Below are 19,067 nucleotides of genomic sequence, written 5' to 3' on the forward strand. Positions count from 1 at the left end.
TGTCCCGCCTCGTCTCAAGCAAGGGGTAGCAGCATCTGTCAGTAGGTGCTTGCCATCGTCGTTCACTGACCTACAGTTAACATGACGTCTAGCCGGGCGAGACATAAGGTTTTCATGTCCGTTCCTCGAAATTGGCCAGAGTTGAAAAGGGATACTACAAGACGACAGCGACCAAGCGACGGGATCGCCTCCGGGCATAATTAGGGGAATAGGGTTTTGCGCAATAGGGGCGGGAACTTATGAATTTCGATCGGCTACGCAACGTCTTAGAGCGACTGATCGTTGCCCAGGGAGCGGGGCAGCACACCCACACCACACTTGTTCATTATTGCGCAGTCTTGGAATTACCGAGACCGGTGGAGGAGGGCTCTAAGAAAGAGAGGATGCTGAGCAGCTGTGCCGCCCTGGAAATTGGGCGCTTGCCTGTCGTTGCGGAACTTTTGCTCCAGCACTATCCGCCGGACACGGAAGATCGGAATATCCTTCAAGACTTGCTTTGGGAAGATCGCTTTCCTGAGATCTCGAAGCGGATTCGTCGGGAGATCGCCCAGTCCATTGAGGGACTTCGGTTATTCCTTGATGGAACCCACTTTGACCAGTTGCTCGACAATCTTTGGGTGCTCGACACCGACCCATTCGAAGCGCTGATGGGTCCAAGTTCAAAATCACTTCGAGCACAAATTGAGCGTCACGTTCATCACCATCAAGGGGATTGGGACTGCGAATACCTCTTCGATCGACTGGGGGCCTACACGTGCTCTGACCGACGTTTCGCGCTCTTTATCGAAGGCCTGGCGTCCTCCGATGTGCGGCCCGATGAACCCGATCAACGCGCGTTTGTTGCCGCGGTTAACGGACCGTTGAAGGGAGCCGCCGTCGAGCTTCGAGAAACCGGCGTCGATGGAGGCTACCCTCTATTTCAACTCGTCTCCCTTCATGCTGGCGCGCGAGGAACACCCAAGAACCTTATCTTCGCATCGGAAGACAGGCCCGATATCCGGTTTCGGGATGCGATCGATAATACCGTCGAAATCGTAAACAATGCGGACAAAGTGCTGGCCTACGATCGCCCAATTGGCTCCGAAGGGCTGCGCTGGTCTGAACTCCAGGATTGGTGGGCAGCAGAGCAAGGCATCGCCGATCCAGTCGAGGCAAAACAAACGTTGTATCGACGGTTGAAATCCTGCTTGCCGACGAATTCGCCCCCGCAACGAAAGGTGTTCGACGCGTTTTACCGGGGCTTCGCCAAGGCCGTCCCAGAGCTTCCTGCCTTGCTGCCCGAGGTCTGGCTCCATTGGGATCCCCTGACCATCAAGCAAAGGGGCAGGGACGCAATGCTGCGCTTCCGAATGGACTTTCTACTCTTGCTCCCGCACAACGTGCGCATCGTGATCGAGGTCGATGGGAAGCATCACTATGCCGATGGTGGGATTGCCAACGCGAAACTATACGCCGCCATGATGCATGGAGACCGCGACTTACGCCTCGCCGGCTATGAGGTTTTCCGCTTTGGCGCTTCAGAGCTTCTGGACGATCAGGCGGATGATTTGGTCAAAACCTTTTTCATCGCGCTCTTCAAACGCCACGGAATGGCCGTTTAATCACAGGGCGACGCCCGATGCTCTTCGAGCACTTTTAGGACAACCGGTGGATCGCCTGGGGACAACGCTAGACTCGGGTGCACTCCGCGGCTGACGCAATTGCAAATTCACATCGGGCCGGGAGACGATGGGGCAGCGGTAGCCACGATCATGATGATCGGGGAGCATTAGCCAATTATGTTAGGGGACGACGCTCATGATCGAAAAGTTGGCAGTGTGGCGTGGGGTGTTTTACGAAGGGGACGGGAATGATCTCCGCTTGGTTCATCCAACGCCAGTTGTGACCCGAGCTAAGTGTGACTTCATTGAAACCTATGGCGGTATTGAGGTGTTGTTCCGTGAGGATAGTTTCGATCCAGTCACCAGAGTCCGGCGAGGCCGGTTGTATGTTGGAGGCTCGATCGGCGACAGCTGGCCGATCGGTCGCGTCGACCATGGTCTTCATCATCCTTACCACGGCGCAATTAACACCTGGACCCCTCAGGGGTCCTATAACGCATGGTCACCGAACGATAGCCCCGGAAGGATTGTCGGCAAATTGATTCGATTGGGTAGCACGGCAATCGGCACCACCTGGCGCGTTGTTGCCATCGAACAAATCGCAATCAACCATATTCTGTTCACGCTTCGCTCCGTATCGCTGATAGGTGCGCTTCCCGAGCTTGCTGGTGTAATCAAAGATCAAACAGGCGCGGCTATCGACGCCGCTCCAGTGGCCCAAGAGCTCGAGGCGCTCGTGGATGCATTGCACAAACAACAAGCCTCGCCAATCGTCGACGTGGCACGCGAGACGGTGAAGGTCATTCTGACCGCATGGATTGGGGCCGAGGCACAGGGCAAAGACCTCGCTAAAGTGATTCCACTCATTCCTGCCAACATGCTCATATCGACATGGGCCGTATCCATCAGCAGTCGACTACATCCGCGCGGTAAATCCTCAGAGCGGGAAACTCAAGCCGCCGCTGGAGTCAACATACGAACTTTGACGCTTGAAGATGCGGAGGTCAGCGTCGAGCTCGTTGCGTTGCTGTTACGTGAGCTCAAGTGGACTAGATCCAACTAGCTGTTCATCCGGACAACCACCAGAAAGCTGACAGAGCAAAGGAATGACAGTAATGACGGATATGCACCACAAGTCACCATCTGCTGATTTCGAATTTGACTGGCGTGCTTACCCGTGGAAACCTTGGGCTAGAAACATTGCGCAGTTCGTTCTACGTATCAAGCTCTCTAATGGATCGCTCACCAAGTATTAACCATTGAGCTGACCCAAACTCCCTATGAAGACTGGGTGGCGGAGGTGAGTGCACTCGGCCGCGTGCAGAGGAAGAGGCACGAAAGAAGCTTTCCGAACAAATGGAGATTGACTGACTAGCAATGTGGCCGGCAAAACTCCTGCCTTCGTCTTTCTTAAATTTGGTGATGGCGTGCGTACCCTCTAGCTCTGTTGCCCACTCAGGTCTGGGTGGGCACTGACACGCAGCAGCAGTTGCTAAATCGGTTTGACGCGCTTGGGTTGTCGGGGCATGGCCGCAGGACAGGCGGCTGCCGTCTCACGGGGTGATGCTTAGACGGCGGCCCCATCTGGGCTGACGAGTTCCCGGCGCCGCAGTTCGTAAGTGACGTCGTACATCGACTTGTACTTGATGCGAACGCCGATTCTTCTGAGCACGTCCACCGCCTGGTTGTGCGCAGCTCTCCCGGTGCCTGATTGGGGGAATAGGAACAAGTCGACCTCCTGTCCAGAGGTCAGGCTTGAATCGGCGCCCATCAGGTGCACTTCTAGCTTGCATCCGGTAATCGTCAGCGAAGCATGCAGGTCCGAGACCATACCCTCCGCATCGACGACATAGTCAATGCCGTCGAAAGTAACCGTCATCGCTCCGATTACAGCAGGGCCTAGTCCATTATTTCGCAGGCTGAGGCGAACAGCTTTTCCGTAAACCCATGAGGACGTCCAGTCCAGCTTCGGACGGACTGACAACCGGTCATGCTTTCGCGAAGCGAATCCCTGTTGAATCGAAAACCCTAACGCGCACAGGGCGATCACGAGCGACCCCCAAGCGGTCAGGTTTGCGGATGCCGGAAGGTTCATGGAAGAGGCCGTCGGTCAATTGGAAGACCGAAGTATGTACGTGACATGGTCTTTGAAGTGGGATCCAGGGTAAGTCCCCTTGGCCTCCCGCTGCTACCCCGGAGAATTTGGCTCAGCTATAAACAGAAAAACCACAAGGCTGAAACCTAAACGGGGCAATCGTTTCCACATGGTGGCCGGGGACGGAATCGAACCGCCGACACAGGGATTTTCAATCCTCTTCCCGACGAGGTGAATCGCTGAGATCAAGTAACCTGGCTGCTGGGTTGTCCATCACACCACCCGCCTGAAAATACCCGATCACACTCGCCACCGAGCTGTGCTCGGTCATCGCCATCAGTGCAGGCAGGGCGACGCCTTGGCTTGCGCCTTCGGTGATAAAGCCCGAGCGCAGGCTATGCCCGCCAAAGCTACCCTTCAATCCAGCTTTTGCCGCCCGCCGCTGCACAATCTCCGCCACAGCTTTCGGTGATAACGCGCCGCCGATCCGGTTCGTCCATAACCGCCGAAACACCGCGCCCTCCGTTAGCCCACTGGCGATGAGCCAAGCGGTCATCGCCTGACCGGCAATCCCCAGGATCGGTTTATCGGGTGTCGACGTCGCACTTGGGCCGGCCTGTTGCGTCTTGCTGTGCTCCAGTCGGTACACGTATTGGTCCGGACCAATCAGACGCAGATCGCTGATATCCGCCGCGGCCACTTCACTACGACGCCGGCCGCCGCTGGCAAAGGCAAAGTAGAGCAGGGCGCGATCGCGAATCCCTTCTAAGGAGTCGTCACAAGTGGCCATTAACGCCTCAACGCCGGTGCGCACGATCGCGGTTTTCTTGCTCGGCCTTTCGCCGCGTTTCACCGCCGCGCGTCGCGCGCGTGCCAGCAGATGGCGCACCGCCGGCTGTTCGCACGGATTGGGTTGCTTCTTCAGTTGGTGCACCGACGACAGCACCGCGATCCGGTGCACGACCGTGCTGAGCTTGAACGCGCCGGTTCGTTGTTTAAAACGCGCCGCGACCAATTGGTTATCCAGCGCCGCTGGCAGTTCCCAGACTAGGCCGACTTTGGACCGTCGGGCCACATGATCGACGATAAATTGCACCGCGGCGGCTTCGGGCACCGGCAACGCAATCGCTGTCCCAAAACGCCCCTGATACCAGGCGGCCCAGTAGCGCAGGGCGCTGTGATAGCTGCGCGTCGTGTTTACCGAGGCTGCTTCGGCCAGGATTTCACGTACCGCTTCGGCGGCGCTGGCGGCCAACGCGTCCGGTGCCAGCAGCGGAAAGCTCGATAGGGCAGGTAGAATTACGTTATTTTTCATATGTACAATGTATTTTATATAACGATAATATACTTATACCGACGATAAGCATCCATTATCGTCGGTATCAAAACAAACGGGTAGGGCGCCGATCAAGGAGACACCGATATGCCTAAAGGCATCACGCAAGAGCAGGTCAACGCCGTCGCCGACGCCCTGGTCACCGCCAGTGAGCGGCCCACGGTCGAGAAAATTCGTGCGCAGCTCGGCACGGGCTCGCCCAACACCGTGAGCCGCATGCTGGAAACCTGGCGTGGCGCGCTCGCGACGCGGTTGGGCCAAGTGCTCGCGTTGCCCGACGTGCCGGCGGAGGCAGGGCAGGCGTTTGCTGAGGTATGGCGTCTCGCCGTGGGTCATGCGGAGTCCCTCGCTCAGGCATCACTGGCTCAAGAGCAAAACGCCCTGCTGGCGGCCCAAACGTCACTCACGCAAGAACGCAAGATTTGGGAGATCGCGGTCGCTGAAGCCCAAGGGCTGGCACAGAGCGCGGGTCAAGCTCGTGAGGTCGCCGAAACACGACTGGCGGACGTCCAACGTCTCGTGGAGCAACAGGCGGGCCAACTGGCCGAACTCATGCAGCAACGTGATGGATTGCAGCAACGGGTGGATCAACTCGCCGAGGCATTCGACACGCACAAAAGCGTGGTAACGACCGAACGTGAAGCCTTGGCGGCGCATGTTCGCGCTGTAGAGGATCGCGCGCATGCTGAAATCGATCGGGCTCGGGAAGAAACCAAAACCCTCCAAGCGACGTTGCGCCAGAAGGAGCAAGAGACATCGGCTGTCGCCTCGCGGCTGGAAACGGCCGTGGCTTCGGTTCGCGCAGCAGAGCACCTGGCCACCGAACAAGGGGCTCGGGCTAAAACCTTGGAACAGCAATTGGCACGGATGGACGGCTTACCTGCAGCACTCATAGCTTCTCAGCGGGCCCTACAAGCCGCAACACGACGGGAAAGTACGCTTCAGACAAAGTTGGATAAGCTCAGTAAAGTGAGCAAGCCCAATGCAATCGTGAAGAAAGGCAATCAGCGCCAAGATATTCTTCAGGAGCGAACGTCTGACTGAAACAAGGAAAAAGCTGCAGATGGCGACGTTAGCGGACTATGTGCGCGGATGCTTAGAAACCCGGCTTAGTCAGGCGTTACTCGTCCTTTGGAAGAGCAAATCGTCCGTGCATGACTACTGGATGGGCAGCGTCGGCCCTCTGATTTCTGAATTGGGATACACGTCTGTCACGACATCACTGGCAGGGCCCAGCGATGAATCTCCAGCGGCAATACTCATCAAAAACGTGGGACCTCATCCGATTGACTTCGATGAGAGTCGTTTTTACGAGGCCTTGGAACGAGCAACTGCGCACTGGCATGAAAAACACACGCGAATTGTGTTGCTGCTCGATAGATTTGAGCGTTGGAATGAAGACCGTTGGCGTGACCAGGAGTTTGCCTTCCGGTCTTTCCTGGAAGCTAACCAGGATCGACTATTTCCCGTTCTAGTTTGCTCAGATCCCCCATCGTGGCGCCGCCAGTTTCTGAGCGTCCATTCGCCGCTATACCGCCAAGGGATGATGATCACCGTGTCGGGCAACGGGAACGTCGCATAGACCGAGGCTGTGATGCGCGAAAAGGTACTTTATCTCGACTTCGACGGTGTACTACACCCAGACGAGGCTTATCAGGACGATAAGGGACGGGTTTACCTGCGCGGCCCTGGAAAACTGTTTGAGCATGCTCCCGTGCTTGTGGAGGCGCTGGCTCTCTATCCAGATCTCCGGATCGTGCTCTCGACGAGCTGGGTACGGATGAAAAGCTATTCGTGGGTGTGCCGCCACTTACCCGAAGGCCTGCGTGAGCGGGTTATCGGCGCGACTTGGCATAGTCGCTTCAAGCACGATTACGACGAATTTCTTTGGTGGCGGGACGCATCGCGTTACCGTCAGGTCAAAAGGGATGCGCTGCGTCGAATGCCTGCGTGCTGGCTCGCAATCGATGACGACCTAGAGGGTTGGCCCGAGAGCGATATGGAACGCGTGGTGTGCTGCCATCCTGAAGATGCGCTGGGAAGTGAACGAACGCAAGCGGTATTAATCGAGCGTCTCAAAACGATGGGATGATCCTTTGCGGCTGCGCATCACACGCTGGACTGACGGCGAAACGCGGCCATGGCTTGGTATCGCGGGCGGCCGATTCCGGACCGCTCAGCGAATACCTCGATTACGTCGCTCTGGGAGGTTTCGTTTGAGGCATTTCAATGACGCGCATTCACGTTCATGCGTTCAGGAAATCCGCGAAAAATTCCGCAAACACATCCTGTATGTCATTACTTTATAAGATTTTTTCTCCTTATTTTACATTGGTGGGGGTTGGGCAAACTCGGCCAAGTTGCATAGTGCTAAGCGCCTCAGTTGCACACTGTTTCTGCCTCTGTTGCGCAATGAAGTCTGCCGATTCCACAAAACGGGTGAATCCCGCGCATTTGCGAACGCCAGGTCACAAGTTTTGTTGGGGAACCTTTTGGCTGGCGCCGGCAAATACTTGAGGAAGCTCAGATCGGGGTCGCGACTCATCATGGCCTCCCATCTCTAATTTCGCATAATGTATATTATGTCAAATTGCGAAATGGGTACGCAAACCGGCATGCACGATCTAGAGTTTACGGCTTTGCGCAACAGCATCCGGGGTGACCGTTCCCTGCTTGTTCCCGAAGTGTGCGATGACATAGTTCGCCAAAGCCGCTACCTCCGTATCGGAGTAAGCATGGCCGAATGCCGGCATGAAGACATCGTGCCCATCGAGACGCATCCTGGAACCATGCAATATGACCTGGGTGACATTGCCACCGCTGATGTCATTCACGCCACGCGTACCCAGCAACGAGGCGTACGGTGTCTCCTGGCCTTGGCCGTTCCATTGGTGGCAGCTTGCGCAGGCGCTTTCGAAGAGTTTTAGTCCCGCGCTGTTTGCATCTGTGCTGTCTCCGCCTGGGGCTGTGTCGCTGGAGGCCAGCGCGGGTGCCGCTTTCGCATCGATCGTGATCGGGTCCTTCCCTTCCCGTGCGGGAACGTTGCGCAGATAAGTCACTAGGGCAGCCGTGTCTTCGGGCTTCAGGTACTGAAGGCTGTTATCAACAGCCTCGCCCATCGGCCCGGAGGCGGATCCACGCCCATCCGCGTGTCCAGTGGATAGATAGCTAGCGATCTCGGCGTCAGTCCACGCGCCTATACCGTGTGTCGCATCCGATGTGATGTTGTAGGCATGCCAGCCCTGCAATAGCTCACCAGACAGTTCTTTGCCGTGCTCCAGACCGAAGCCCACGTTTCGTGGCGTGTGGCATTCCGCACAATGCCCCAGCGCGCCTGCAAGATAGGCACCGCTATTCCATTGCGGTGATTTCGCCGCATCGGCGACGAAGCGCTGGCTTTTGAAGAACGCTGCATTCCAGAAGCCCATGGCCCAGCGCTGGTTGAAGGGAAAACCGAGATCATTGGGTTTGTCCGACTGCGAAATCTTCGGCAGGCTGAAGAGGTAGGCCTTTATGGCGAGGACATCGCTGCGGCTCAGCTGCGTGTACGAGGTATAGGGGAACGCCGGGTACAGCCGTTTGCCATCCTTGCGCACGCCTTCGCGTACCGCGCGAACGAAATCATCATCGCTCCAGCTGCCGATGCCGGTTTGCGTGTCGGCTGTGATGTTTGACGAATAAATTGTGCCGAACGGCAGGCGGAACGCGACACCACCGGCAAACGGCTTGCCCGAATCAGGAACGGTGTGACAGGCGGTGCAGTCGGCAGCCTTGGTGAGATATTCGCCGCGCACTAGCACGTCGGCGGTGGCAGGAGCGCCGGCGATTGCCGGCGCCGTGCCGTCGGAGCTGTCAGTGCGATTCAGCGCAAAATACGCCACACTGCCAAGAACCAACACGAGGACCACGATGATGAGGAAGCGTTTCACGCGTCGCTCCTCCCCTGGTCGGCGGCGGTTGCAGATACCACACGCTTGAGTGCGTTGGCATCCTGCACGAGAAGATTACGGTCCACCGGAAGTTTGTAGAGGCGCACGCCCGTTGCAGCGAAGATCGCGTTGGCCAGGGCGGGCGCCGCGATCGCGGTACCGACTTCGCCCAGGCCACCGGGCGCTTCGTTATTTTCGATGCGATGGACTTCGATCAATGGCGTTTCGTTGATCCGCAGGTTTCGATAGTCGTTGAAATTGCTCTGCTCGATGGCGCCATCCTTGATCGTGATCTCGCTGTAAAGCGCGGCACTGAGACCAAACAGAAGTCCCCCCTGGATCTGTGCCTCGATGGAGCTGGGATTGACCCCGATGCCACAGTCCAATGCGACCACGGCACGACGCAGACGTACTTCACCCTGCGGAGTGACCTCAGCCTCGACGATGGCACACACCCGGCTCCCAAACGGTTCACCTAACGCGATGCCGCGGGCAACCCGTGCAGGTAGTGGCTGAGCGCCCCACCCGATTTTCTCGGCGGCCAGGTTGAGTACGGCCAAGGTCCGCGGATTTTTCTGCAACAAGGCACGTCGATATTCCAGCGGATCCTTGCCGGCGTGATGTGCGAGCTCGTCCATGAAGCTTTCGACGACGAACAGGTTATGCGTTGATCCCACGCCCCGCCACCATCCGACGATCAGGCCAGGAGGCATGTCGTGGCGAATCCACTCGACCTTGAGGTTCGGGATTTCGTAAGGCACTTCCACGACGCATTCGACCGCATCGCTGTCGAGGCCATCCTTGCCCATGGCCATCGGCGCCCAACGCCCCAGCACGGTGCCGCCGCTGGTGCGATAGCCATACCAGGCTGGTCGGCCATTCGCGTCGAGTACGGCTGAGATGCGATCGTGGTACATCGGACGCACGCGATCGTGACGAATGTCCTCCTCTCGCGTCCAGACGACCTTGAGCGGATACGACACCTGCTTGGCCAGGGCCAGTGCCTGCTCGACCGAATCCGTTTCCAGGCGTCGTCCGAAGCCACCGCCGAGATACTGGTTGTGCACGATGATCTTGTCTTTGGACAGGCCCGTGATCTTTGCCGCCGCGTCGAGAACGCGTGCAGGCACCTGGGTGCCCACCCAGATTTCGCACTTGTCGGAAGTCACGAAGATGGTGGCGTTGAGCGGCTCCATGGTGGCGTGGGCGAGCATGGGTAGTTGATAGACCGACTCGACCGTTTTCCCATCGGCTGGCCGGCTACCGACCTCGCGAGCAACGATCGACTTGCCATTGAGCGCACTCTCCGCGAGTGCGTCGCGAAGTTGCTGGGTGGTGAGGTTGGCGTTCTCGCCGCGGTCCCATTTGATCACCAGTACCTCGAGTCCCTGCTTTGCGGCCCAGAAATGGTCGCCGACCACGGCGACCGCATCGGCGATGCGGATCACGTCGACGACGCCTGGCATCGCACGGGCGGCCTTGTCGTCGACCGAAGCGAGCTTGCCGTCGAAGGTAGGGCACGCCTTGACGACGGCGATCTTCATGCCGGGCACACGCACGTCCAGGCCGAACTGGGTGGCACCCTTGATCTTGTCGGCGGAATCCACACGCCGCAGCGGTTTGCCGATCAGCTTGAAATCCTTGGGGTCAGTGAGCTGCACCTTGTCCGGCATCGGCAACTGGCCTGCCGCCGAGGCCACCGCGCCGAAGCCAACGCTGCGGCCGGATGGGATGTGGTGAACCATGCCCCGGTCCACCGTGCATGTCGACGGGTCGACATGCCACTGCGTCGCCGCGGCAGTCACCAGCAGTGTCCGTGCCACGGCACCGGCTTCGCGCAGCACCTGCCAGGTGCCGCGTGTGCTGGTGGAGCCGCCGGTAATCTGGCCACCCAGGAGCGGCATGCCATACAGGTCATCGCTGGGCGGTGAATGCTCGACGCTGATCTGATCCAGGCCCACGCCCAGTTCCTCGGCGAGCAACATGCTTGAACCGGTATAGATCGCCTGCCCCATTTCCACCGTCGGCATGACCAGCCGCACGGTGCCATCGGTGCCAATGCGGATGAAGGCATTCGGAGCGAAGGCCGGATTGCCGTCCGCCAGGGCGGCGGCGGCATCGCCCGGTTGCCGGCGCGCATTGATCGCAGCGGATGCTATGCCGCTGCCGCCCAGCCATAGAAAGGCGATCGCCAGACCACCCGACTGGATGGCATGCCGGCGATTCAGATCGATCTGGTCAGTTGTCTGAGGTCTGCCTGTTTTCAGCTTCATGACGCGGCTCCCTCGGGCGACGTGACGATCGTCTGCAGAATTTCGAGCTTGCCCGTTGCCGCCTGCTTGATGGCCGCCCGGATTCGCACGTAAGTACCGCAGCGGCAGATGTTGCCCGACATGGCTGCATCGATCTCCGCATCGCTGGGGTTGGGTGATCGTTTGAGCAGGGCTGCCGCCGACATGATCTGCCCAGACTGGCAGTAGCCGCACTGCACGACATCCACATCCAGCCACGCCTGCTGGACCTTCTGCCCGCTGGGCGTATCGCCGATGGCCTCGATAGTGGTGATGGCCTTACTGCCAATCGACCCCACGGGGAGCACACATGCACGAACCGGCTGACCGTCCAGATGCACCGTGCATGCCCCGCATTGCGCGATGCCGCAGCCGAATTTGGTTCCCATCAGGCCGATGACGTCGCGCAGAACCCAGAGCAACGGCATATCCGCAGGAACATCGACCGAATGCGACTCGCCGTTAACGGACAAGGACAGCATAGGTACCTCCGCACTGCGTTGAGAATCCGGGAAACGAGGCTTGGGCGCCAAGTATCAAACAGCGGGTGGGATTCGCTCCCAGACGGGTGTTGAAAACGCCATTTCAGCAACACATTCGTGAGAATCTCGTATACCAGAAGACCCCTGCTCGCGATAGCGCGGTGGGCGCACTGACTGACGAATGTCGCGCTAGACTGAAATCCGCAAGCGGGCAGCCCGATAGCGGGTTGCGGACACATTATTCTGGTCCAGCCAGATTAAAGGCCCGCAGCCTTCCGCAGGTTTTGCTGCTTACTCTTCCCAAGCTGGCGACATGATCGATGAATTCGGCGCACGAGCTGAACACCCTGATCGATGCACTACGCAAGCTGCGCTGCGATACGCTGCCCAGGGCGGCACTGGCAACACTGACCCGCACCCGCGGCTCCACCTTTCGCCGTCCCGGCACACGCATGCTTGTGTTGGGTGACGGAAACGTGGTCTGTGAACTGTCCGGCGGCTGCCCGCAACGCGATATCGTGGCGCGTGCGCAGGAAGTCATCGCCAGCACGCTTCCCCGCCTGATCCAATACAACGCGGATTCGGGCCTCGATGTACTGCTGGAGATGGGTTGCGGCGGTGAGCTTGAGGTATTGATCGAGCCGCTGACCACAACGCATGTGATCGACTTTGTCGACACCCTGGCGCAATGTCTGAGTGAGCGGCGCTGTGCGCGGCTCGCCACACTTTTCGCGGTTGATGATGCGGTAGTAATGCCACAGCGGATGCTGTGGTGCGAACAGGGCGTATTGCATGACGATATCGCCGATCCAGCGTTGACCCAGTCGATCATCGACGCCGTCATGCCGGCAACCAGCAAACGTACTATCACGCTGAGCCTGCCATCGACGCGAGGCGTGGTCGATGTACTGGTGGAATCGATAGAGCCGCCGCATGCACTGTTCGTCATCGGCAGCAGTGCTGCAGCGCGCGCATTATTGCCGCTGGCCAGGGCTCTTGGCTGGCAGACCACTCTGGTCGATCACGATCCAGCACGCCTGCAGGCAACGCACCTGCCGGCGGGATTACATGCCGTTTGCGCAACACCAGCCAGCTTGCGCAGCGCCTTGCCGCTCGATGTGCAAAGCTCGGTGGTGGTGATGACGCACAACCTCGAACAGGACATTGCCTACCTGGCCGCATTGCATGGCGCGCCTGTCGCCTACCTTGGGGCACTCGGTTCGCGTGAACGCGTGGGACGCATGCGCGACCACCCCGCGCTTGCCGGGTTGCATGTGCACGCACCAGCTGGGCTGGACATCGGTTCGGAAACACCGGAGGAAATCGCATTGGCGATCGCCGCCGAAATCATGGCCGTCATCAACAAACGTGATGGTGGTCGACTGCGCGACAACGAAGGCGCGATTCACGGATGAGCCACCGCGTAGAAAACCCGGCATCGCCTGTCATCCTCCTGCTTGCAGCAGGCGAAAGCCTGCGTTTTGGCGACATCAAGCAACTGGTCGAGATCCAGGGTGAACCGATGGTGCGCCGTGCCGCGCGGAGCGCGCTGGAGCAAGACATCCCCGTCGTCGTGGTGACGGGTGCCTATGCTGAACAAGTCGAGGCCGTACTCGACGACTTGCCGTTGCGGTTGATCCGATTCGACGGCTGGTTCGAGGGTATGGGCAGCTCGCTCGCCGCTGGCGTTCGTTACCTGGATGTCGAATATCCGCAAGCTTCTGCGCTACTCCTGTGTCTGGCCGATCAACCGCTCCTGGATCCGGCGTTGCTAGGGCATATGCTCCAGCGACATGCGCTGACACCGGAGCGCCTGCTCGTTAGCGAGCAGAACGGCATATCGGGTCCGCCGGTGCTGTTTCCTCGGGATTGCTTTGCGGCACTGATGTCATGCTCCGGCCCGCGTGGTGCACATGACTTGATCGAGCGGGAAGCCGTGCGCGTCGAGCGATTTGCCTCGCTCGGCAGCATCGACGTCGACACCCCGCTGGACCTGCAGCACGTGCGCGACAAGTTGACGAGAGACCGTTCCCGCTGACGTCCGCAACAGTCACTTCACCGGCACCATCGACGGCATCGTCAGCACCTCGGCGATGGAATTGCGTGTGGACATCAGCAGCCTTGATATCACGTTTGCCGTTTGTACGCGAAAATCGTATCGAGCGAAATTGGACGCTAACGCTCACGAAGCTCACCGCGCTTACCGTGGAAACAACACGAGCCAAGCTGTATCGATCTTCGCTTCTTAAAGTCTCAAAAACAATTTGTACTTGCGTCGGACCTGTATGGAACGCACAGATCTTCGTCGCTATTCTCGGGGCATCAAATTATATCTATGCCGAAGCGCACCGGTCGCAGAGTCTCGCGGATTGGATCAATGCACATATGGCGGAGACGTCGACTTCGACCTGCTCGTAGCGACTGTTGCCGGTCATCACGAGCACGACGTCCCTACCAATGAGATCGGTCTGCTCGACGTACGCCCATAGTTATCTCAGCAACATCCAGTTTGCGCTGACTGTGATTGTTCCAGTGCCCTGGCTGAACTCATTGGGTAGCCACACACTCGTATACACGATGGGGCCTAAGTCGGTGGCGGAGTTCTGTAACAGAATGTCGGATGTTCCATCCGCGTCGAAATCACCCGCCACGATGACCTGGCCCGTGGACGGCAGCTGACGTCGTAGGAAAATCTGTCCCAGCTGAATACGATCGGTTGGCTCGTTCTGAAAGTCGGGCGAGAAAACCGTCATGCCCAGATCGCCAGTGGTGGGCTTGTACCAGACGATATTCGCATAACCCAATCCCCGCGAATCGCCGACACCCGCTATGACCCAGCTGGAATCAAAAGTACCGGAGACATGAGCCCAGTGCTGGTCGTAATAGCTCGTCGAATTCGCAAAGAGCTCGGACGGCTTGAAGTCCGCGCTCCGCTGCATATCGCCGACTCCAAAACTGAGGATCTCCACATCGCCTTCAGGATTGCGCAGCAGGATGTCCGAATAACCATTTTGATCGAAGTCTCCGATCCACGCTGTGTTCCAGTCTGATGTCTTCCCCGGACGAACAGCTTCGACGTCGAGAATTCGATCGCCGTCCATCAGCAATACCGTTCCAATTTGCGTCGTGAAGTTCCAGATGAGAATGTCGGAGCGACCGTCGTTGTTGAAATCGCCGACCCCAACTACCCGGTCATCCGCTTTCAACGTATACCCAATGGGAGAGTAATACGCCCTTGAGGGCAACTCCTGCAGATGGACGGGATCCTTCCAGACTCCCAATTCCCCATCGTGGGAGAACAGAACGCTGGCGTAGCCGTCCCCATAAAAGTCACCGATGGCCTCCTCCTTGAACTCCGCTGTCAGCTTCGATTGGTGCAGGGATACGGATTCATATTGGAGCGAGGGAGCGGCAGTCGGCTCAACGATTTGTGTCAGGAAATCCATCGGGTTCTGAGTATTTCTCCACAACGGATCATAGGTGACGTTTCCATTCAGACTCATCGTGCGGTTGGCATTGAAGGTCACGGCGGGGTGCTCGGGAAGCGCGGCCCCGGCAACGACAACGTTCTCGAAGCGTAGATGTAAAAGCTGATGTTGCCGATCGTAACTCTGCAGCAGGTTCGGGAGTTTTTGCGCATCCACTACCTGGATGTTTTTGAATAGCAGATCATCGATTCCAGCAAGATCACCATTCTTTTTGGAGAAGGGGCTCGGCCGCACAGCCAGGCTGAAGAGCCGGAAGCTGGCGTTCTCCACGCGCAAGTCATCGAACAGATAATGCCGGAGCGTTCCCTTGCCACCCTGGTGAGCCGAAAAGACCGCCCCTTCCATGCTCGCGAAAACCTGTTCGGTGCGGATCACATCCGAATTCTCGACGAGTACGTCATGAACGTTGATGTTGAGGTTGCCGCCCATCGTATCGGAGATCTCGAATGGAGCCGAAGTGCGTAGTTGCCAGATCGTACAGCCACTGACCCGCAGGTTCGAAGAATTCAAATGGATGGCACTGTCGCCTACTTTGAAGAAGCTGTTGCGAAGGATGCTGCCGCGATCGTCCGAGCCATAGGCGGCGGCAACGCCATCTGTGTTGCCGTGCCACGCGATGACCTTAACGTTGTCGATAACGTTGCGTGTGGCGGTATTGTCTTTGCCATCGTTAAAAGTCTTGTTATAGCCGCCGAGCGCGATGTTATAGATCGGGGACTGAATCAGCGTAACGCCCTCGACGTGTCCTAAAGTCTCATTCGGAGCGGAGATCATTGGCGGGCAGTTCGGATCGCATTCGTTTTTCTGAAGATTCTCCCCCGAGAGGATGCCTCTTCCGCGAATCGCCCAGTTGGACGCGCCATTGGCAACCTGGAAGAATCCTTTGACGTAAGCACCACCCGCCAAATAGACCACCTCGCCGGACTGGATCACGTAAGGAGTCGCTCCAAGGTCATGCACCCCGGGTCCGAAATAATGGACGCCAGGTCTACTCGGTTGCGGTACATCCGCTTCAGGCGGGTTGGCGAAAATGAGAAGTGGGTTTCTCAGATCGACATTCGACTCCGTGCAGGTTGAGCCGGAGGTACAAAAATCCACGGCGTATTGCCCTGGGTGGCGAATGGTAAAGCGGATCGTTGACCCGTCGACGGTGACCGGGATCCGCTCATGGCTCGGAAGCACGCGGGCTGCGGTAAAGGGCTCCTGATTCGTGATGGAGACGGTGACCGAATCGCCAAATGAGAAACTCGTCCAGGCAGTCGATTGCTCCTCCGTGGAAGAGGTTGGTTGCCCGTTCAGTTGGCCATTCGTGAAGCCGGGATTCGGCGTCTGATATACGAACGAGTCGTACGCGTGATCATTCTGAATGACCTGCACCGAGTACTGCGGCGAGGGGGAAATATCCGAAGGCCCCGGATAGACCGTTACGGATTCCACTTGAACCGGGACATTTGAATTCTGCCCCCAGGCAATCGTCACTGTTGCGAGGGACAATAAGCCGAGGAGACCGTAGAAAGTTGTTCGTACCGAATTCCAAACCATAAAGCCTCCTCCAGTTCTCGCAAATGACTTTCTTACCTACATCTCGCCATTGATAATCAATGGGTGGGTGTCGGCTCGATCACTACTCGGCCACTTTCCGTTAGAGCGCCACAACGATAGACATCGAACGGCGGATCACCGATCCAGGAATAATAGATAAGTGCCGTGAGACGCCGCTCATGGATCAATTGACCAAAGTCACCCATCATTTCCTGCACCAGTAAGTTGCGCGAATGCTCATCTGAAGGGCAGCCTTTATTTGCATTCGAAAATCCCCACTCCGTAATCCAGCAAGACTTGCCATTCGGCGAACCGACGGGAGAGCAGACAGGCATAACCAACCCTTGCAAGCTTCGCAAACGATGGATTGCGGAGACCTTATTACCGGGACCGTCACCCCAAGGATAGGTGTGAAGGTTGTAGGCATCAACGAGCTTGTCCAACCCGTTTGCTCGGAAAAACGCTATCGTCGCGCCAACGCTGACCCCGTCATATTTCTTCGGCGTCGGCCACGGTCCTTCTTGCACGATATCGACAAGACTGGTCGGAAGCAGTGGCGTCTTTCGATTAAGTTTCGAATGATCCCGTGCCTGCTTTAGCGCAGCCAATGCTTTGAGATATTGCAGGTAACCCTTCGCGACTTGCTGTCCTTCCGGATCATGATAAAGATCGTTCAGGCCAAGGACTCTTCCCTCTCCCGGCAAGCTGAAGTCGGGGTTGTTGCCAGCCATATTGATCTCATTTTCAAATTCGATCCCGGCAAGAACCATTCCGTCAGCGTCGAGCTTATCCATCACCGTCTGGAAATACTGTCCGGATAGTTCGGGGCTCAAAGATGAAAATGGAGACCCCGCCCATATCCCCGGAAATTCACGTGGGCGGTAGGGGCGTATTGGAGCATTGGGCGCGTATTTCCCATGCAGGATCAAGACAGTCGCAATGCCTTGAGCATTCGCTCTCCTGATGAAATCGATGCTTTTGTCGAGGTCCTGCTCATACATACCAAAGCGAATGACCTGGATGCCAGCAGTCTTCAGATTAACGAGGGCTGCATTTTGATCCGCCACGCCGAACTGCAACGGGTGAACGAAGTTGACACCGCGAATGACGTTCTGCGCATACGCCGCTCCACTGAAAAGGGAAAGAACCAGAAGAAAGCCCAGAACTGTGAGCAAGCGACATTGCTTCGTTACGGACATGAATTTCTCCGGAAATAATCAGAGACCGTGTGTTTCAGGACGCACGTGACAGACCAAGCTCGCTGCCTGTCAGCGGTCGCTGGACTTGAGTGCGGTGAAGCGCAGCGATTGGACAACCATGCCGTGACCTTCGGGATGGTTCGGCACGGGACCGTTTGCCCAGTCAGCGAGCGCGGCGGAGAACCAGACATTCGCCGGACCTTTGATAGTGCCGTTGGTTTTCAGGGCTGCAATAGGTTCTCCGTCGACTTCGAAGATTAGCTCTCTCGGCATCCACAAAACGCCGTAATCATGGAAGCCATAAGAAAGGTTATCGGTGAACTTCGCGCCGAATCCAACGCCCGCATGTTTTTCACTCTTGCTCGTGGGCCAGTATTGCAGTCCGAGGTGGCTGTAATTGGGATATTCGACTTCACCCACATCAATCTCATAGTGATCTTGAGTGGTCAGCCAGAAAGCGTTGTTCATGCCCTTGATGTCAGCGATTTTCATCCTGGCCTCAAAGAAGCCGTAGGGATACTGCGCCTTGGTAAATATTGAACCGGTAGACCAGCGGGCATGACAATCGGCGGCGACCAAAGTTTTGAATCTCGCCCCGACGTTCGATGCCTCCACGTTACCGGGTCGGCGGCACGATTTGAGGGCCGCCAGATCGTCTGTTTGAGCCGTCCAATCCGACTGAAGCTCGTCAGGTTTTGAGAATGTCGTTGCAAAGATCGGCGACATAGAACGATAGTCCGCTATGAGTGCGCGATCTGCCGCCGTAACCGGTCGCCTCGTACCGAACGTTTGGTCCGGGGACCCGAACGTAACGGGTCCGGCAAGACTTGTTGCCAGAGCAAACGAACTCATCAGGGTGCTAGCAACAGTCGCGAGAAGGACGCGAACCAACGTCTGCGTGAGAAGGTTGATTTTCGGCATTTTCCTTCCTTAGCTAATTTCAGTAGGCGCGTATCGGATGGCTAATCAGTTCAAGCCCGTTGCATATTTCGCAGAAATCTCAGATTAACTTATTCGGCATTGCACTTTTATGTCTGCCGATCGCGAGTAATAAATACGGCGCGATATAAAAACGCCGCCTAAACATGGCGGCGTCAGAACTGC

15 protein-coding genes are annotated in these 19,067 nt (G+C 57.5%); 7 read left to right on the forward strand and 8 right to left on the reverse strand.

Annotation, left to right across the window (positions count from 1 at the left end):
- Positions 1-239: 239 nt before the first annotated feature.
- A complete protein-coding gene (locus tag HDE79_RS21325) occupies positions 240-1,601 on the forward strand; it encodes a hypothetical protein (protein ID WP_184605183.1) in 1,362 nt (453 codons plus the stop codon).
- 196 nt (positions 1,602-1,797) lie between these two features.
- A complete protein-coding gene (locus tag HDE79_RS21330; RefSeq protein WP_184605184.1) occupies positions 1,798-2,664 on the forward strand; it encodes a hypothetical protein in 867 nt (288 codons plus the stop codon).
- A 504-nt stretch (positions 2,665-3,168) separates the two neighbouring features.
- Here HDE79_RS21330 and HDE79_RS21335 read toward each other — a convergent pair.
- A complete protein-coding gene (locus HDE79_RS21335; RefSeq protein ID WP_184605186.1) occupies positions 3,169-3,696 on the reverse strand; it encodes a hypothetical protein in 528 nt (175 codons plus the stop codon).
- A 211-nt stretch (positions 3,697-3,907) separates the two neighbouring features.
- Positions 3,908-5,011: a site-specific integrase gene (locus HDE79_RS21340; protein ID WP_184605188.1), complete on the reverse strand. Its 1,104-nt coding sequence runs from the start codon at positions 5,009-5,011 to the stop codon at positions 3,908-3,910.
- Between the two features lie 108 nt (positions 5,012-5,119).
- Between HDE79_RS21340 and HDE79_RS21345 the strand changes: the two genes are divergently transcribed.
- The 3 genes from HDE79_RS21345 to HDE79_RS21355 are packed head-to-tail and all read left to right on the forward strand — an operon-like array spanning position 5,120 to position 7,124.
- Positions 5,120-6,076 carry a DNA-binding protein gene (locus tag HDE79_RS21345; RefSeq protein WP_184605190.1) on the forward strand — a complete coding sequence of 319 codons (957 nt, stop codon included), beginning with the start codon at positions 5,120-5,122 and terminating at the stop codon, positions 6,074-6,076.
- 19 nt (positions 6,077-6,095) lie between these two features.
- A complete protein-coding gene (locus HDE79_RS21350; RefSeq protein ID WP_184605192.1) occupies positions 6,096-6,614 on the forward strand; it encodes a hypothetical protein in 519 nt (172 codons plus the stop codon).
- A gap of 12 nt (positions 6,615-6,626) precedes the next feature.
- Positions 6,627-7,124: an HAD domain-containing protein gene (locus tag HDE79_RS21355; RefSeq protein ID WP_184605194.1), complete on the forward strand. Its 498-nt coding sequence runs from the start codon at positions 6,627-6,629 to the stop codon at positions 7,122-7,124.
- Between the two features lie 532 nt (positions 7,125-7,656).
- Here HDE79_RS21355 and HDE79_RS21360 read toward each other — a convergent pair.
- From HDE79_RS21360 to HDE79_RS21370, 3 genes are read right to left on the reverse strand one after another with little or no spacing between them, the layout of a single operon-like run.
- A complete protein-coding gene (locus tag HDE79_RS21360) occupies positions 7,657-8,961 on the reverse strand; it encodes a cytochrome c (protein ID WP_184605195.1) in 1,305 nt (434 codons plus the stop codon).
- Positions 8,958-11,234, reverse strand: a complete 2,277-nt coding sequence (locus HDE79_RS21365; RefSeq protein WP_184605197.1) for a molybdopterin cofactor-binding domain-containing protein — start codon at positions 11,232-11,234, stop codon at positions 8,958-8,960. Before HDE79_RS21365 ends, HDE79_RS21360 begins: the two co-directional genes overlap by 4 nt.
- Positions 11,231-11,734, reverse strand: coding sequence for a (2Fe-2S)-binding protein (locus HDE79_RS21370; protein ID WP_184605198.1), 504 nt, complete (start codon positions 11,732-11,734; stop codon positions 11,231-11,233). Before HDE79_RS21370 ends, HDE79_RS21365 begins: the two co-directional genes overlap by 4 nt.
- Before the next feature lie 320 nt (positions 11,735-12,054).
- On the opposite strand from HDE79_RS21370, the gene HDE79_RS21375 reads away from it, so the two are divergent.
- On the forward strand, positions 12,055-13,149 hold the full coding sequence (locus HDE79_RS21375; RefSeq protein ID WP_184605200.1) for an XdhC family protein: 1,095 nt from the start codon (positions 12,055-12,057) through the stop codon (positions 13,147-13,149).
- The gene (locus HDE79_RS21380) at positions 13,146-13,772 is read left to right on the forward strand and encodes a nucleotidyltransferase family protein (RefSeq protein WP_184605201.1); all 627 of its coding nucleotides are present in this window, start codon (positions 13,146-13,148) and stop codon (positions 13,770-13,772) included. Before HDE79_RS21375 ends, HDE79_RS21380 begins: the two co-directional genes overlap by 4 nt.
- A gap of 451 nt (positions 13,773-14,223) precedes the next feature.
- Here HDE79_RS21380 and HDE79_RS21385 read toward each other — a convergent pair whose 3' ends face one another.
- The 3 genes from HDE79_RS21385 to HDE79_RS21395 form a co-directional block, all read right to left on the reverse strand.
- Positions 14,224-16,764: an FG-GAP-like repeat-containing protein gene (locus HDE79_RS21385; RefSeq protein ID WP_184605203.1), complete on the reverse strand. Its 2,541-nt coding sequence runs from the start codon at positions 16,762-16,764 to the stop codon at positions 14,224-14,226.
- A gap of 56 nt (positions 16,765-16,820) precedes the next feature.
- Positions 16,821-17,963, reverse strand: coding sequence for a hypothetical protein (locus HDE79_RS21390; RefSeq protein WP_184605205.1), 1,143 nt, complete (start codon positions 17,961-17,963; stop codon positions 16,821-16,823).
- Positions 17,964-18,032: 69 nt separating this feature from the next.
- Positions 18,033-18,884, reverse strand: coding sequence for a glycoside hydrolase family 16 protein (locus HDE79_RS21395; RefSeq protein ID WP_184605207.1), 852 nt, complete (start codon positions 18,882-18,884; stop codon positions 18,033-18,035).
- Between the last annotated feature and the right edge of the window lie 183 nt (positions 18,885-19,067).

The sequence above is a fragment of the Rhodanobacter sp. MP1X3 genome, from assembly GCF_014207165.1.
Lineage (GTDB): Bacteria > Pseudomonadota > Gammaproteobacteria > Xanthomonadales > Rhodanobacteraceae > Rhodanobacter.

What these genes read in the sequence shown, in the direction of transcription:
- HDE79_RS21395 (WP_184605207.1), bottom strand. Translation starts at nt 18,884, where the DNA reads ATGCCGAAAATCAACCTTCTCACGCAGACGTTGGTTCGCGTCCTTCTC.
- HDE79_RS21380 (WP_184605201.1), top strand. Translation starts at nt 13,146, where the DNA reads ATGAGCCACCGCGTAGAAAACCCGGCATCGCCTGTCATCCTCCTGCTT.
- HDE79_RS21330 (WP_184605184.1), top strand. Translation starts at nt 1,798, where the DNA reads ATGATCGAAAAGTTGGCAGTGTGGCGTGGGGTGTTTTACGAAGGGGAC.
- HDE79_RS21340 (WP_184605188.1), bottom strand. Translation starts at nt 5,011, where the DNA reads ATGAAAAATAACGTAATTCTACCTGCCCTATCGAGCTTTCCGCTGCTG.
- HDE79_RS21350 (WP_184605192.1), top strand. Translation starts at nt 6,096, where the DNA reads ATGGCGACGTTAGCGGACTATGTGCGCGGATGCTTAGAAACCCGGCTT.
- HDE79_RS21345 (WP_184605190.1), top strand. Translation starts at nt 5,120, where the DNA reads ATGCCTAAAGGCATCACGCAAGAGCAGGTCAACGCCGTCGCCGACGCC.
- HDE79_RS21385 (WP_184605203.1), bottom strand. Translation starts at nt 16,764, where the DNA reads ATGGTTTGGAATTCGGTACGAACAACTTTCTACGGTCTCCTCGGCTTA.
- HDE79_RS21355 (WP_184605194.1), top strand. Translation starts at nt 6,627, where the DNA reads ATGCGCGAAAAGGTACTTTATCTCGACTTCGACGGTGTACTACACCCA.
- HDE79_RS21325 (WP_184605183.1), top strand. Translation starts at nt 240, where the DNA reads ATGAATTTCGATCGGCTACGCAACGTCTTAGAGCGACTGATCGTTGCC.
- HDE79_RS21370 (WP_184605198.1), bottom strand. Translation starts at nt 11,734, where the DNA reads ATGCTGTCCTTGTCCGTTAACGGCGAGTCGCATTCGGTCGATGTTCCT.
- HDE79_RS21390 (WP_184605205.1), bottom strand. Translation starts at nt 17,963, where the DNA reads ATGTCCGTAACGAAGCAATGTCGCTTGCTCACAGTTCTGGGCTTTCTT.
- HDE79_RS21335 (WP_184605186.1), bottom strand. Translation starts at nt 3,696, where the DNA reads ATGAACCTTCCGGCATCCGCAAACCTGACCGCTTGGGGGTCGCTCGTG.
- HDE79_RS21365 (WP_184605197.1), bottom strand. Translation starts at nt 11,234, where the DNA reads ATGAAGCTGAAAACAGGCAGACCTCAGACAACTGACCAGATCGATCTG.
- HDE79_RS21375 (WP_184605200.1), top strand. Translation starts at nt 12,055, where the DNA reads ATGAATTCGGCGCACGAGCTGAACACCCTGATCGATGCACTACGCAAG.